The following is a 12,957-nucleotide window of genomic DNA, read 5'->3' on the forward strand; positions in this document are numbered from 1 at the left end:
GGGGTGCCGATGTGGCGGCCGGCGACGGACGGCGGCGGTCATCGGCGTGCCCGGTCGGCGAGTGCGTCGCCGGGGAGCACGATCCGTCGCCGCGGGAAGGGGAAGGGGCGCCGGATGCCGGTGGACCGGCTGACCGACAGCACCTTCCGGTAGATCGACTCGTACCCGGCCGCGGCCGCGTCGCCCGCGAACCGGCAGGCCGAGCGCCGGCACGCCGCCGGGTCCAGTTCGCCGATCCGCGGCACGGCGCGGGCCATGTCCTCCTCGTCGTCGACGAGGAATCCGTTGACGCCGTCCTGGACGATCTCCGGCGCGGCCCCTTCGCGGAAGGCGATGACCGGTGTGCCGCTGGCCAGCGCCTCGACCATGACCATGCCGAACGGCTCGTTCCACCGGATCGGCATGAGCAGCGCGCTCGCGCGGGCGAAGAGACGGCGCTTGCGCTCGCCGCCCACCTCGCCGATGTAGCGGACGGAGTCGCCGTCGAGCAGGGGTGCCACGACGTCCCGGAAGAACGCCTCGCTGCCGGGCTGCACCGGGCCCGCGAGGATCAGCGGTACCCCCGCGGCGCGTGCCGCCGCGACGGCCCGGTGCGGACCCTTGGACTCCACCAGGCGCCCGATCCACAGCAGGTAGCCGTCTTTCTGGCGGCACATCGGCCGGTCCTGCAGGTCGATCGGGTTGGGGACCTGTCCGGCGATGGGCAGCCCGGGAGGCGCGGAGGTCAGTTGGGCCCTGCTGATCGCGACGAGATGTGCCTTGGTTCCGTGCCGGGAGTAGAAGCCGGAGGTCTCCGGCGTGAACGCGCCGTGCAGGGTGTGGACGACGGGGACCTGGACCCGATCAGCCATGGCGACCAGCGTGAAGCCGCAGTGGTCGTGCACGATGTCGTAGCCGTCGCCGTCCGCGGCTGCCTCCTCGATGGCGGCGAGGGCACACGCGACGTGGTCGACCTCGTGCAGGCACCGCTCGATCTCACCGGGGTGGGTCTCGGGCAGCACCTCGTGCACGGTCGCGGTGGAGCGTGACCCGGGTGCTGCGAACAGGGTGACGCGAACACCGCGGCGGACCAGGGCGTCGCACAGGATGGACACGACGAGTTCGATCCCGCCATACCCGGGCGGCGGCACCGGGATCCAGGGCGGGGCGAGCATGGCGACACGCAGGTCGCCGGCATCGTCGGCTCGGCGACGCAGTCCGGGCAGTGGTGACCTGGTCACGGCGGCCTCCCGGTCCCGAGGAACAGCCGGCTGATCCCAGTGGACTCCGCTCGTCGCGATCGGGCCACTCGTGAGGGCCGCCGCGGTCACCGGTCAGTCGTGGAAGACCTCGATCGAGGCGCCCATCTCCACCAGCCGCTCGTACAGGTGCTCGTAGCCGCGGGCGATGATGTCGACGTTGCGCAGCACCGACGTCCCCTTGGCCGCCAGCATCGCCAGCAGGATGCAGACCGCCGGCCGCAGCGCGGGCGGGCAGACGACCTCGGCGCTCGACCAGCGCGTCGGCCCGTTGACCAGGACACGGTGCGGGTCGAGCAGCCGGACGTCGGCGCCGAGCCGGGTCAGGTCCGACAGGTGGATGGCCCGGTTGTCGTACACCCAGTCGTGGATCATCGTCGCGCCCTCGGCCTCCGCCGCGATGACCGCGAAGAACGGCAGGTTGTCGATGTTCAGGCCCGGGAACGGCATCGGGTGGATCTTGTCGATCGGCGCCTTCAGGACCGACGGCGAGATCGTGATGTCGGCCAGCCGGGTGTGCCCGTTGTCGGCGAGGTAGTCCGGCGACAGCTCGTAGCGCAGGCCCATCTCTGCCAGCACGGCCAGCTCGATCTCCAGGAAGTCGATCGGCGCCCGCTGCACCGTCAGCTCCGACCCGGTCACGATGCCGGCGGTGAGCAGGCTCATCGCCTCCACCGGGTCCTCGCTGATCGTGTAGTCGACGTCGGCGTCGAGCATCGGCTTCCCGTGCACGACCAGGGTCGTCGTCCCGAGGCCCTCGATGCCGACGCCGAGCAGTTGGAGGTACAGGCAGAGGTCCTGGACCATGTAGTTGGAGCTGGCGTTGCGGATGGTGGTCGTGCCGTCGGTGCGGGCCGCCGCGAGCAGCGCGTTTTCGGTCACGGTGTCGCCCCGCTCTGTCAGCACGATCGCGCGGGCAGGGGCGCCGGTGTGCGTCACGGTGGCCTGGTACTCCCCGGCCCGGGCCTCGACCTCCAGGCCGAAGGGGCGCAGCGCGATCATGTGCGGCTGCACCGTGCGGGTGCCGAGATCGCAGCCACCGGCATAGGGCAGCCGGAAGGTCCGCGCCCGGTGCAGCAGCGGTCCGAGGAACATGATGATGCTGCGGGTCCGGCGGGCGGCGTCGACGTCGATCCCGCCGAGGTCCAGTTCCTCCGGGACGACGATCGTGAGGTCGTGGCCCAGGGCGTCCCAGGTCGCCGAGACACCGATCGAGCGCAGCACGTCGAGGATGCGCTCGACCTCCACGATCCGGGCCACGTTGCGCAGCGTCGTCCGCCCGTGGTTCAGCAGGGCGGCGCACAGCAGGGCGACGGCGGCGTTCTTCGACGACTTGACGACGACGCTGCCGCGCAACGGGCGGCCGCCTTCGACGCGCAGGTGGGTCGGTCCGGTCGGCCCCACCTTGATGAGGTCGCTCTCCAGCGCGGTCGAGAGCCGGCCGAGCAGTTCCAGGGTGAGGTTCTGCCCGCCCAGCTCGATCCGGGCGACCGCGCTCTGGCTGGTGCCGAGCCGGTCGGCGAGCTGCTGTTGGGTGAGGCCGCGATGGCGGCGCGCGTCGCGCACGAGCGAGCCGATGCGTCTCATCACGCTGTCCGCGGGAAGTTCGGTGAGCGTCACCGGGGCAGTATCTCGCATGTGAGATAGGGAAGCCCGACGACCCGCTGCCGCGGAACCGCCAGAATGCCGGCATGGATGCACTCGTCACCGGTGGCACCGGCCGGCTCGGTTCGCGGCTGATCGAGCCCCTGCAGGCCGCCGGTCATTCGGTCCGGCAGATGTCACGGCGCGGTACCAGCCCCGGTGGCGTCCGGGGGGACCTGGCCACCGGTCTCGACCTGCGTCCGGCCCTGGCCGGGGCCGAGCTGATCGTGCACGCCGCGAGCGACCCGCAGGGCAACCCCTGGGAGGTGGACGTCGCGGGCACCCGCCGCCTGGTCGAGGCCGTCGACCGCGACCGCCTGCAGCACCTGGTCTACATCTCGATCGTCGGGGTGGACCGCATCCCGTACGGCTACTACCACGCCAAGTACGCCACCGAGCAGGTCCTGCTCGCCTCCGGGCTGCCCGTCACGCTGCTGCGGGTCACCCAGTTCCACGAGTTCGTCGACTTCCTGCTCGACACCGCCCGCCGCGGGCCGGTGCTGCCGGTGCCCATGGGCTGGCGGGTGCAGCCGGTCGACGTCGGCGAGGTGGCCGACCACGTGACCGATCTGTGCGCGGCTCCGCCCGCCGGCGGCGTCGTGGAGTTCGGCGGCCCGGAGGACCTCTCGGCGGCGGACCTCGCCCGCGCCTGGGCTGCCGCGCGGGCACCGGGGACGCACGTGGTGGCGACCCCGCTGCCGGGGAAGCTGAGCGCGGCGTTCCGGGACGGCGCGGCGATCCCGTCGTCCGGTCCGCGCGGACGACGGACCTACGCGCAGCACCTGCACGGCTGAGCGGGTGCCGCCGGGATGTCCGGGACGGCGATCGACCTGCGGCGGGACCTGCGCGCGCTGTACTCCGCGGCCCGGACGCCGGCGTTCGTCGACGTGCCCGAGCTGCCGTTCCTGATGGTCGACGGCCACGGCGACCCGAACAGCGCGCCCGAGTACGCGGCGGCGGTCCAGGCCCTGCACTCCGTGGCGTACACGATCCGGTTCGCGCTCAAGCGCCGTCCCGACCCGGTCGACGCGCCGGTCATGCCCCTGGAGGGGCTGTGGTGGACACCGGACATGTCGACCTTCTCCACCGACGACAAGTCCGCGTGGAACTGGACGATGATGATCACCGTTCCCGAGCTGGTCACCGCCGAGGTGGTGCGGGAGGCACGGGCCACGGCCGCGCGGAAGCATCCGGGCGCCCCGCTCGACGGCGTGCGGCTCGAGCGGCTCGCCGAGGGGCGGTGCGCCCAGGTGCTGCACGTCGGCCCCTACCGGGACGAAGGGCCGACGGTGGCTGCGCTGCACGCGTTCATCGCGGAGAACGGGGACACCCTCGCGGGCAAGCACCACGAGATCTACCTGGGCGACCCGCGCCGGAGCCGGCCCGAGAAACTCCGGACGATCGTGCGGCAGCCGGTCGCTTGACGCAGGTCGACTGCCACATCCCGGAGGGGAACGGACGACCTGTGCGCCGTGTCCGATACCCGCCGGATCCCGTCGGTGGCTGCGCCTAGGTTCGACCCGTGAACACCGCCTCCTCGCCGCCCAGCGGCCGCACGCTTGCCGCCGTCGTCGTCACCCTGCTCGCCTGGGCGTCGGCGTTCGTCGCGATCCGCGGCGTGGGGGAGGACTTCTCACCCGGTGCCCTGGCGCTCGGCCGGCTGTTGATCGGCACCGCCGTCCTGGGGCTCCTGCTGTCGCGTCGCACCTGGATCCGGCCGACCGCGCAGGAGTGGGGGCTGCTCGTCGTCTGCGGGGTGGGCTGGTTCGGCATCTACAACGTGTCGCTCAACGCGGCCGAGCAGCACCTGGACGCCGGAACGACCGCGATGCTGGTCAACATCGGCCCGATCCTGATCGCGCTGTTCGCCGGCGTGCTGCTGGGCGAGGGCTTCCCGCGCTGGCTGCTCGCCGGGATCGGTGTCGCGTTCGTGGGCGTGCTCGTCATCGGCGTGGCGACGCGCAGTGCGCACGCCGACCTCGTCGGCGTCGTCCTGTGCGTGGTCGCCGCGGTCACCTACGCCGGCGGCGTGGTCGCGCAGAAGCCCCTGCTCCGCCGGTTGCCCGGGCTGCAGGTGACCGCGACCGCGTGCGCGATGGGTGCGATCTGCTGCCTGCCGTGGGCCGGCACCCTGGTCCACGAGGTCGGCACCGCGCCCGGCGGGTCGATCGCCGCCATGGTCTACCTCGGCGCGGTGCCCACGGCGCTCGCCTTCAGCACCTGGGCCTACGCGCTCGGGCGGATGGACGCCGGCAAGCTCGGTGTCACCACCTACGTCGTCCCGCCGCTGGTCATCCTGCTCGGCTGGCTGCTCCTCGACGAGGTGCCGCCGCTCCTGGCGCTGGCCGGTGGCGCCGTCTGCCTGGCCGGGGTGGCGATCTCCCGTCGCCGCTCGGTGGTGCGGCCACCGGTGCCCGTGCCGCAGGAAGCCAGTCCTACTGTCTGAGGGGCGGGCCGGCAGGGCCCGCCGGGAACGGCAGCTGGAGGTTCGCGTGCAGGAGCAGGACTGGGCGACGGTCGTTTCCGCAGCGACGCGGGCGCCGTCGATCCACAACACCCAGCCGTGGCGGTTCGTCGCCGGCCCGGACCGGCTCGACGTCTTCCTCGACACCGACCGCGCGCTGCCCGTGCTCGACCCGACCGGCCGCCAGCAGATCATCAGCTGCGGCAGCGTCGTCGAGTTCGCGGCCGTGGCCCTGGCCGCGGCCGGGCATGCCGCCGAGGTGCACCTGCTGCCCGACACCGCCGACCCGGCCCACCTCGCCAGGCTGCGGGTCACCGGCGACCATCAGCCCACCGACGGCGAGCGCGCGCTGGCCGCGGCGATCGAGCTCCGGCACACCGTGCGCGCGGCCTTCCAGCCGCGCGCCCTCCCCGTCGAGCTGATCGACCGCCTGCAGCGGGAGGCAGCCGACTTCGACACGTGGTTCAAGCCGATCACGCGCTCGGAGGAGGAGGTCGCCATGGTCTTCCTGATCTCCCGCGCCGAGGAGATGGAGCAGAGCGACCCCGCCTACCTCGCCGAGTTGCAGAGCTGGGTGCGCACCGATCCCGGTTCGGTCGACGGCGTCCCGGTCGATGCGGTGCCCAGCGAGGACCCGCGCAGCCGCCCCTCGAACTGGCTGATCCGCGACTTCGTCGTGGGGGACCGGGAGGGACAGTCCGACTTCCTCGCGTCCGGAGATCCGGACGCGCCCCCGCCGGAGGTTGAGCGTCCGACGGTCGTGCTCATGGGCACCGAGGCCGACGACCGGTACGCCTGGCTGCTCGCCGGCCGGGCGCTCGGGCGGGTGCTCCTGCACGCTACCGCGGCCGGCGTGGCGGCCTCCCCGCTGACACAGGCGCTCGACTGGCCGGCCACCCGCACGCGCATGCAGTCCCGGCTGTCCCTCGTCGGCCACCCGCAGATGCTGCTGCGCATGGGCTACGCGACCGACGCCGCCGGCAAGGCCGTCAGCGGACGCCGACCCCTGGCCGACGTGCTGCGCTTCGAGCCGGCGGGGGACTGACCCGGCTCAGTCGCGGCGGCGGTCCCGCGGTGCCCAGTGGTCGTCGAGCTCGTCGGCGTCCGCCGTCCCCGCGTCGGTCCGCTCACGGCGCGCCGCCGCCTCGAGGGCGGCGTCGCGCTCGCGGGCGCGGTCGGTCTGCTCCCGGCGGGCCGCCGCCCGCTCCGCGACCCGCTCCGACGAGCCAGGCCCCGCGATGCGCCACAGCGCGGCACCGGCGACGGCCAGGCCGACCGGGATGACGTATGCGGCGACCCGCTCGGTGCCCCCCTCGCCGAGGTACTCGGTGACACCGGTCAGGAAGAACACCGTGGCGGCGGTGCCGATCAGGCCCAGCACGGCGAGCGTCGTCCCCAGGATCTCCGACCGGGGCCGCACGGCGTAGGCCAGCGCGATGAGTCCGAGGTTGCCGCCGACGAAATGGGCCACCGCCCCGATCGCGTGCACGAGGGCGTTGCCGTCGCTGGGGAACACGCCCACGAGCAACACGCCGATGGCCGAGACGACGAGCAGCACGGGCGCGATCTGCCCCGCCGTGCGGAGCAGCACCGGACGGAGCAGCACGGCGCCGGTGAGGATCAGGACGGCCTGCGTCACGAAGGAGGCGTTGATCAACGCGTGCGCGGCGGAGTCGCCGGCGCCGAGGGCGCTGATCGTGTTGTCGGCGCGGGAGTAGGAGCCGACGAACCGGACCTGTGCGATCGCCTCCACGACGAAGAACTGCAGCGTCAGCAACCAGGTGAGGGCGCCCCAGCGGAGGCGGGTCGGAGTCACGGGCTCCATGCTCCCAGGCGGGCCGGCCCGTTCCGGTCGCACACCCGGGCCAGGACGGCGTCGAACTGCGCACCGGAGAGCCACGACGGGTTGCTGCCGGCCGGCATGCGCAGGACCTCGGCCCCGCGCGTCACCGGATCGGCGAGGAGTGCCCCGCGATCGACCGGTTCGGTCAGCCTGGTCAGTCGCACCGGCACGGCCGGGCCGTCCGGGTCGCCGGCGACCGGACCGTCGACGACCGGACCGTCGACGACCCCGAGGGCATGGACGCCAGGCCGCTCCCTACCGCTCAACCACAGCAGCACGGGCTGGCCGGTCGCCATCAGGTCCAGGCGGTACGAGCGGCGCACGCACCGGGTGAGTGCCTGCTCGGTTCCGGGCCGCCATCCGGCGACGAGATGGTCCAGCGGCCGGTTGGTCTTCAGCACCCAGCACGCCACGTCGCCGGGGGACAGCCGCTGCACGCGGCGAGTCAACCAGTGGCCCGATGCTTGGTGCACCATGCGTTCTAGCCTGGGGCCGTGACGACGACGAAGCCCGCGGACGACGACATGCTGGCCCTCGAGCGGCAGGTGTGCTTCGCGCTGTCGGTCGCCGCCCGCAACGTCGTGGCCGTCTACCGGCCCGTCCTGGAGCCGCTGGGCCTGACGCACCCGCAGTACCTCGTGATGCTTGCCCTCTGGCAGCACGGCTCGCTCTCGGTCAAGGCCCTGTCCGGTTTGCTGCAGCTCGACCCGGGCACCCTCTCGCCGCTGCTCAAGCGGCTGGAGGCCGCGGGCCTCCTCCGGCGGGAGCGCGACGCGAGCGATCAGCGGAACCTGGCCCTGGCGCTGACGGAGAAGGGCAGGGCGATGCGGGCAGACGCGGAGAGGATCCCCGCCGGGATCGTCGCCCGGCTCGGGATGCCCGTCGACGAGCTCGTCTCTCTCCAGTCGGCTCTGACGCGGGTCATCGACGCGTCCCGGCAGGCGCTGGGTGCCTCTGCTGCGGAGGCCGCCGAGGCGGTGTGACGTGATCCGGAACACTTGGTGCCCCAACGGTTTGTGTGCCCGGCATTGTGGGACGATCGGGACGTGAAGCTGGCAGATCCGGGGAGCGCCGTCGTGGCCGATGAGGGAACCGCGGCTGCCGAGGCCGTCGTCCGTCCCGCTCCGCACCGGTGGATCTGGTACGCCCTCGGGGGTGGACTGCCCGCGCGGCACGACCGCTGGGTCCTGCACGACACCACCGTCGGCACCTGGTGGCTGCGGCACATCGCCCGCAGCCTGGTCCAGGTCGCGATCCCGATCGCGCTGGTCATGGTGTTCCTGCCGGCCGGCTGGGGGCTGCGCGCCGCGGCCGCGGGGGGAGGGCTGGCGCTGGCCCTCTTCTACTCGCTGGCCTACATGCCCGAGACCACCGAGAACCGGGTCGTCAAGGCCGGCTACCCCGCGGGCACGGCGACCGCGCAGCGGGAGCGTGCGGGTCTCGGGCGGGCGCAGCAGGAGAGCGAGCGCAAGCAGGCGGCCGCGGCCCGACGCGCCGCCCGGTACCGGGAGCGCATGGGGCGCTGACCGCCCGCCCTGCGGGTCGGTCGGCGGGGGTCAGTCGGTGGCCGCGTGCTCGTCCGCGCCCGCCGGATCCGCGTCGTCGGAGCCGACAGCCTGGCGCTCCTGTTCGGTGCGGTGCTCGAGCACCTCGTCGCTGAGATGGGGGTCCTTGGCGTGCTGGGTGCGGTCCCGCGGGAAGTTCTCCTCCGGCACGATCACGTCGTCGAGGGTCGGTGCGTCGTTCGGTTCGGTCATGACCGACGGGTAACCCCAGCCGCCCCCCGCTAACCGCTCAGCGCGGCTCGAGCCGGGCTGCGGGCAGCCAGGACTCGACCAGAGCAGGTCCGTGCGGACCAGTGACGGTGTAGGCGACCCGCCCCTGCCACGAACCGCTGCGCTGCCGCCACTCGACCAGTAGGCCCGGCCAGACGCCGGGAGCCTCCGGCGGATCCCGGACCCAGCAGTGCCGGCCCTCCCCGCCGTCACCGGCGGCGGCGTACGAGGGACTCGGCGTCTCCTCGGGGACCGCGATCCCGGACGCCGCTGCCCGCTCGCCGAGGGAGCGCCCCCCGCGTCCCGGAGTCATGCCGCCCGCCATGGGAGCAGTCTCGCACGACAGTCGAACAGACGTTCGACGACATCCCGCGGGTCAGTCGAGGCCCTGTCCCAGGACACGGGCGACCGTCTGCACCAGGGGGTGGCCCGGCAGGTCCTCGACCGCGACCGGCAGCGGGAGCGACCAGTTCGGCCGGTCGGTCGTCCCTGGCATGTTCGGCCGCCGCGGTTCGCCGACGGCGTCGTCCAGGGTCGCCGACAGCAGCAGGGACGGCGCCTCGGCGAGCCGCCGGTGCGCCTCCTCGACCGCCGTCTCCACCGGGGCGTCGTCCGGAAGCTTCGGCAGGTGGGCCAGCAGCGACGTCCGGCCGCGCTCGAGCTCCTCGTCGGTGCCCGTGCCGTGCTCGCGCTGCTCCTCGACGTCGGCACCGGTCCAGAGCCCGGCTACCGTGGGCAGGTCGTGCGTGGTGATCGCCGCCATCGCGGCGGCCGGCCACTCGGCGGGAGCGTCGTCCTCGAACCAGAGCAGCCGGTAGGACAGGATCCCGTGCTCGGCCATCGCCTCGCGGACGCCGTCCTCGACCGTGCCGAGGTCCTCGCCCACGACGAGCGCCCGCGCGCGATGGCTCTCCAGCGCCACGATGTCGAGCAGGTCCTCGGCCGGATACCGGACGTAGGCGCCCTCGGCGGCCGACCCGCCGGACGGCACCCACCACAGCCGGAACAGGCCCATGACGTGGTCGATGCGCAGCCCGCCCGCACCGGCGATCGTGGCCCGGATCGACTGGATGAACGGCTCGTAGTCGGCGTCCCGCAGCCGCCACGGGTTCAGCGGCGGCGACCCCCAGTCCTGCCCCTGCGAGTTGAAGGCGTCCGGCGGCGCCCCGACGCTGACCCCCTCGGCGAGGACCTCCTGCCACGCCCAGGCATCGGCGCCGCCGCCGGCCACGCCGATCGGCAGGTCCTGGATGACGGTCATGTCGCCGGTCGCGGCGGTGAACTGCAGGTCCAGGGCCCACTGCAACCAGGCGTGGAAGCCGACGACGGCGCCGTGCTGCTCCACGTAGCGGGCCAGCTCGGGCCCGGACGGACGGCGCAACTCGGCCGGCCAGGTGCGCCAGTCACCGCCGTGCTCCTCGGCGATGGCCGCCCAGGTGGCCCAGTCCTGCAACGTCTGCCCCTGCTCCTCGCGCCAGCGCGCGAACGCCTCGCCGCCGCCGTGGGCGAAGAAGATGCGCATGAGCACCTCCCGCTTGCGGGCCCAGATCGCGTCGCGGTCGATCAGCTCGCCGTCGGACAGCGCCCGGCCGGCGTCGTCCTCGAGGTCGACGTTCTCGGCGCCGGGCACCTCCGAGACGCGCAGGTAGATCGGGTTGCGGAAGCGGCGGGTGGCCGGCAGGTACGGGCTGGCCTCCTGGCCCGCCGTCGGCGCGACCGCATGCAGCGGGTTGATCAGCACGAAGCCGGCGCCCTGGTCGGCGGCCATCCGGCGGACGGCACGCAGGTCGGCGAGGTCGCCGATGCCCCAGCTGGCCCCGCTGCGGGTGGCGTAGAGCTGCACCGCCCAGCCCCAGGCGCGGTCGTCGGGCAGCCAGCAGCGCCCGGGGGAGACGATCAGCCGGCGCCGGCGTCCGTCGGCGGACTGCAACCAGTGGTAGCCGAGCGGGAAGTCGGCCGGCAGCTCGCCGTCGATGTGCCGCACCTCGCCGTCCTCGCAGACGACGTCGGCCTCGTCCACCTCGAGCGCGTCGCCGGGGCGCGCGACGATCGGCGCACGTTCCTCGAGGTCGGCCGGGGGAGTGCCGATCACGTCGCGCAGCCGGTCGATCGTGGCCTGGGCGACGGAGTGCTCCTCGTCCAGCGCGTCCAGCCAGCTCGCGTCGATGCCCCACTCGTCGGTGGTCGGTGTCGGTGTCACCCGCTGATCCTCGCCGGGCCTGCCCGGGCGCGCAGCGCCAGTACGGCACCATGACGGCGTGACTCTCGGCACCGCCGTGGCGACGTTCGCCCTCGTCGCGCTCGCCCTCACGCTCACGCCCGGGCTCGACAGCGCCCTGGTGCTGCGCTCGGCGCTGACGAAGGGACGGCGCGAGGCCACCGCCACCGGCGCCGGCATCATCGCCGGCCTGTTCGTGTGGGGAGCCGCGGCGGCCGTCGGCGTATCCGCCTTGCTGACCGCCTCGCACGTGGCCTACGACGTCCTGCGGTTCGCCGGCGCCGCCTACCTCGTGTGGTTCGGCGTCCGCCTCCTGCTGCGCGCGCTGCGCCGGGACACCGGCGCCCCGGGGGCCGACGTCGCCGTGCAGGGCTCGGCGTGGCGCGCGGCGCGGCAGGGGCTGGCCACCAACCTGCTCAACCCCAAGGTCGGCGTCTTCTACGTCGCCCTGCTGCCGCAGTTCATCCCGCCGCACGACAACCCGCTGGCCGTCGGTCTGCTGCTGGCCGGCGAGCACGGGCTGATCACGGTCGCCTGGTTCGCCGTCCTGATCGTGCTGGCGTCGGCGCTGGGTCGCTGGCTCCGCCGTCCGTCCACCGTCCGGGCGATCGACGGCGTCACCGGGACGGCGCTGCTCGGGTTCGGGCTCAAGCTGGCGCTGTCCGACCGCTAGCTGCTGAGCGCGGCGATCGCCGCGCGGACCTCCTCGACGGGCAGCGCCATCGTGGCGTCGCCCACGGAGAACTCGACCCGCTGCACCGCCGGGTCGCCGCTGGACATGGCCTTCGGCCACGTCCACAGCCCCGAGCGGGCAGCGTCCGCGCGGCCGTCGCGAAGGACTCCGCCGAGGTGCGCAGCAGCAGGTGCAGCATCGGCGTCTGCGGGGGGTCGGGGACGACGGTGACGCCGGGCAGGTCGCGCACGGCGTCGGCGATCGCCCGTGCCCGCTCGAGGTAGGCCGGCATGAGGGGGAGCCGGCGCCGCAGGCAGGTGAGGGCGGACGCCGCACCCGGCCACAGTCCGAACAGCGTGCCGCCCATGCGGCCGCGCCACTCGCGGACCTCGGCGACGACGTCCTCCGGTCCGGCCAGCGCGCAACCGGGCAGTGCGCCGACGCCCTTGTAGAAGCTGACGTAGGTGGTGTCGAAGAGTGCGGCGATCTCGGCCGGCGTGCGGTCGTAGCCCGCGGAGGCCTCCCACAGCCGGGCGCCGTCGAGGTGTGCCGCGGCCCCCCGCTCGCGGGCCCAGTCGGTCTGTGCCCGCAGTTCGTCCCAGGAGGGCAGCCGGCCGCCCAGGTCACGCTGCGGCAGCTCGATCACCAGCGCCGCCGGCGGTTGCGCGACCGTGGTGAGGTCGGACAGCTCGAGGACCCGGTGGCGGTCGCCGACGGGGCGGCCGACGAGTCCCTGCACCCGTTCGAGCGCCCGGCCCTCGTGCCGGTCGAGGTGGCACTCGGGGTGGAAGACGACGGTGCGCCGTCCTCGGCGGTCGGCGTGCACGCGCAACGCGGACTGCTGGGCCATCGTGCCGCTGGGGAGGTACACGGCCGCGGGCTGCCCGAGGATCTCGGTGACGGCCGCCTCGAGGTCGGCGACCACCCCGCCCTCGCCGTAGCGGTCGACGGCCGTGCCGGCCGGGATGGTGGCGAGCAGGTCGTCGGCCCGCTGGATGCCGTGGCCGGTGAGGGCCCGCTCGCAGGCGTCGCGCAGGGCGCGCAGGTCGTCGTCCACCAGGTCAGTCTGCCCGTGGGGTGGCCGCGTGACCGCGACCTCGGT

At 73.8% G+C, this 12,957-nt stretch carries 15 protein-coding genes; 7 read left to right on the top strand and 8 right to left on the bottom strand.

Translation table 11 applies throughout. The annotated features are described in order from the left end of the window. Positions 1–38: 38 nt before the first annotated feature. Both AC2H4J_RS22370 and AC2H4J_RS22375 read right to left on the bottom strand, forming a co-directional pair. Positions 39–1,220, bottom strand: coding sequence for a glycosyltransferase family 4 protein (locus tag AC2H4J_RS22370; protein WP_487467124.1), 1,182 nt, complete (start codon positions 1,218–1,220; stop codon positions 39–41). A gap of 93 nt (positions 1,221–1,313) precedes the next feature. After that, positions 1,314–2,858 (bottom strand): helix-turn-helix domain-containing protein, encoded by a 1,545-nt coding sequence (locus tag AC2H4J_RS22375; RefSeq protein WP_487467125.1) that lies wholly within the window; start codon positions 2,856–2,858, stop codon positions 1,314–1,316. Positions 2,859–2,929: 71 nt separating this feature from the next. Here AC2H4J_RS22375 and AC2H4J_RS22380 point away from each other — a divergent pair, with 71 nt between their 5' ends. From AC2H4J_RS22380 to AC2H4J_RS22395, 4 genes are all read left to right on the top strand, one after another. Next, a complete protein-coding gene (locus tag AC2H4J_RS22380; RefSeq protein WP_487467126.1) occupies positions 2,930–3,676 on the top strand; it encodes an SDR family oxidoreductase in 747 nt (248 codons plus the stop codon). A 15-nt stretch (positions 3,677–3,691) separates the two neighbouring features. After that, positions 3,692–4,306: a GyrI-like domain-containing protein gene (locus tag AC2H4J_RS22385; protein ID WP_487467127.1), complete on the top strand. Its 615-nt coding sequence runs from the start codon at positions 3,692–3,694 to the stop codon at positions 4,304–4,306. 98 nt (positions 4,307–4,404) lie between these two features. Further along, a complete protein-coding gene (locus AC2H4J_RS22390; RefSeq protein WP_487467128.1) occupies positions 4,405–5,328 on the top strand; it encodes a DMT family transporter in 924 nt (307 codons plus the stop codon). Positions 5,329–5,374: 46 nt separating this feature from the next. Further along, entirely contained in the window at positions 5,375–6,391 is a 1,017-nt protein-coding gene (locus AC2H4J_RS22395; protein ID WP_487467129.1) for an Acg family FMN-binding oxidoreductase, read from the top strand. 6 nt (positions 6,392–6,397) lie between these two features. Here AC2H4J_RS22395 and AC2H4J_RS22400 read toward each other — a convergent pair whose 3' ends face one another. Both AC2H4J_RS22400 and AC2H4J_RS22405 read right to left on the bottom strand, forming a co-directional pair. After that, positions 6,398–7,171 carry a DUF998 domain-containing protein gene (locus AC2H4J_RS22400; RefSeq protein WP_487467130.1) on the bottom strand — a complete coding sequence of 258 codons (774 nt, stop codon included), beginning with the start codon at positions 7,169–7,171 and terminating at the stop codon, positions 6,398–6,400. Continuing rightward, entirely contained in the window at positions 7,159–7,665 is a 507-nt protein-coding gene (locus AC2H4J_RS22405; RefSeq protein WP_487467131.1) for a hypothetical protein, read from the bottom strand. Before AC2H4J_RS22405 ends, AC2H4J_RS22400 begins: the two co-directional genes overlap by 13 nt. Before the next feature lie 18 nt (positions 7,666–7,683). Between AC2H4J_RS22405 and AC2H4J_RS22410 the strand changes: the two genes are divergently transcribed. Next, the gene (locus AC2H4J_RS22410; protein WP_487467132.1) at positions 7,684–8,172 is read left to right on the top strand and encodes a MarR family winged helix-turn-helix transcriptional regulator; all 489 of its coding nucleotides are present in this window, start codon (positions 7,684–7,686) and stop codon (positions 8,170–8,172) included. A gap of 63 nt (positions 8,173–8,235) precedes the next feature. Then, a complete protein-coding gene (locus AC2H4J_RS22415) occupies positions 8,236–8,715 on the top strand; it encodes a DUF5313 family protein (protein WP_487467133.1) in 480 nt (159 codons plus the stop codon). 30 nt (positions 8,716–8,745) lie between these two features. On the opposite strand, the gene AC2H4J_RS22420 is transcribed toward AC2H4J_RS22415, so the two are convergent. The 3 genes from AC2H4J_RS22420 to malQ form a co-directional block, all read right to left on the bottom strand. Next, the gene (locus AC2H4J_RS22420) at positions 8,746–8,946 is read right to left on the bottom strand and encodes a hypothetical protein (protein WP_487467134.1); all 201 of its coding nucleotides are present in this window, start codon (positions 8,944–8,946) and stop codon (positions 8,746–8,748) included. Positions 8,947–8,983: 37 nt separating this feature from the next. Next, positions 8,984–9,277 (bottom strand): hypothetical protein, encoded by a 294-nt coding sequence (locus AC2H4J_RS22425; RefSeq protein WP_487467135.1) that lies wholly within the window; start codon positions 9,275–9,277, stop codon positions 8,984–8,986. A 63-nt stretch (positions 9,278–9,340) separates the two neighbouring features. Then, the gene (gene malQ / locus AC2H4J_RS22430) at positions 9,341–11,164 is read right to left on the bottom strand and encodes a 4-alpha-glucanotransferase (RefSeq protein ID WP_487467136.1); all 1,824 of its coding nucleotides are present in this window, start codon (positions 11,162–11,164) and stop codon (positions 9,341–9,343) included. Between the two features lie 58 nt (positions 11,165–11,222). On the opposite strand from malQ, the gene AC2H4J_RS22435 reads away from it, so the two are divergent. Further along, positions 11,223–11,855 carry a LysE family translocator gene (locus AC2H4J_RS22435; protein WP_487467137.1) on the top strand — a complete coding sequence of 211 codons (633 nt, stop codon included), beginning with the start codon at positions 11,223–11,225 and terminating at the stop codon, positions 11,853–11,855. Here the strand turns inward: AC2H4J_RS22435 and AC2H4J_RS22440 are convergent. Beyond that, entirely contained in the window at positions 11,830–12,912 is a 1,083-nt protein-coding gene (locus tag AC2H4J_RS22440) for a threonine aldolase family protein (RefSeq protein WP_487467138.1), read from the bottom strand. The two genes, AC2H4J_RS22435 and AC2H4J_RS22440, sit on opposite strands and share 26 nt — an antisense overlap. Positions 12,913–12,957 lie beyond the last annotated feature (45 nt).

Source organism: Blastococcus sp. OS1-29 (assembly GCF_057628075.1).

Excerpts from the sequence above, each read along its gene's own strand:
- AC2H4J_RS22380 (WP_487467126.1), top strand. The coding sequence starts at position 2,930 with ATGGATGCACTCGTCACCGGTGGCACCGGCCGGCTCGGTTCGCGGCTG.
- AC2H4J_RS22385 (WP_487467127.1), top strand. The coding sequence starts at position 3,692 with ATGTCCGGGACGGCGATCGACCTGCGGCGGGACCTGCGCGCGCTGTAC.
- AC2H4J_RS22400 (WP_487467130.1), bottom strand. The coding sequence starts at position 7,171 with ATGGAGCCCGTGACTCCGACCCGCCTCCGCTGGGGCGCCCTCACCTGG.
- AC2H4J_RS22405 (WP_487467131.1), bottom strand. The coding sequence starts at position 7,665 with ATGGTGCACCAAGCATCGGGCCACTGGTTGACTCGCCGCGTGCAGCGG.
- AC2H4J_RS22420 (WP_487467134.1), bottom strand. The coding sequence starts at position 8,946 with ATGACCGAACCGAACGACGCACCGACCCTCGACGACGTGATCGTGCCG.
- AC2H4J_RS22425 (WP_487467135.1), bottom strand. The coding sequence starts at position 9,277 with ATGACTCCGGGACGCGGGGGGCGCTCCCTCGGCGAGCGGGCAGCGGCG.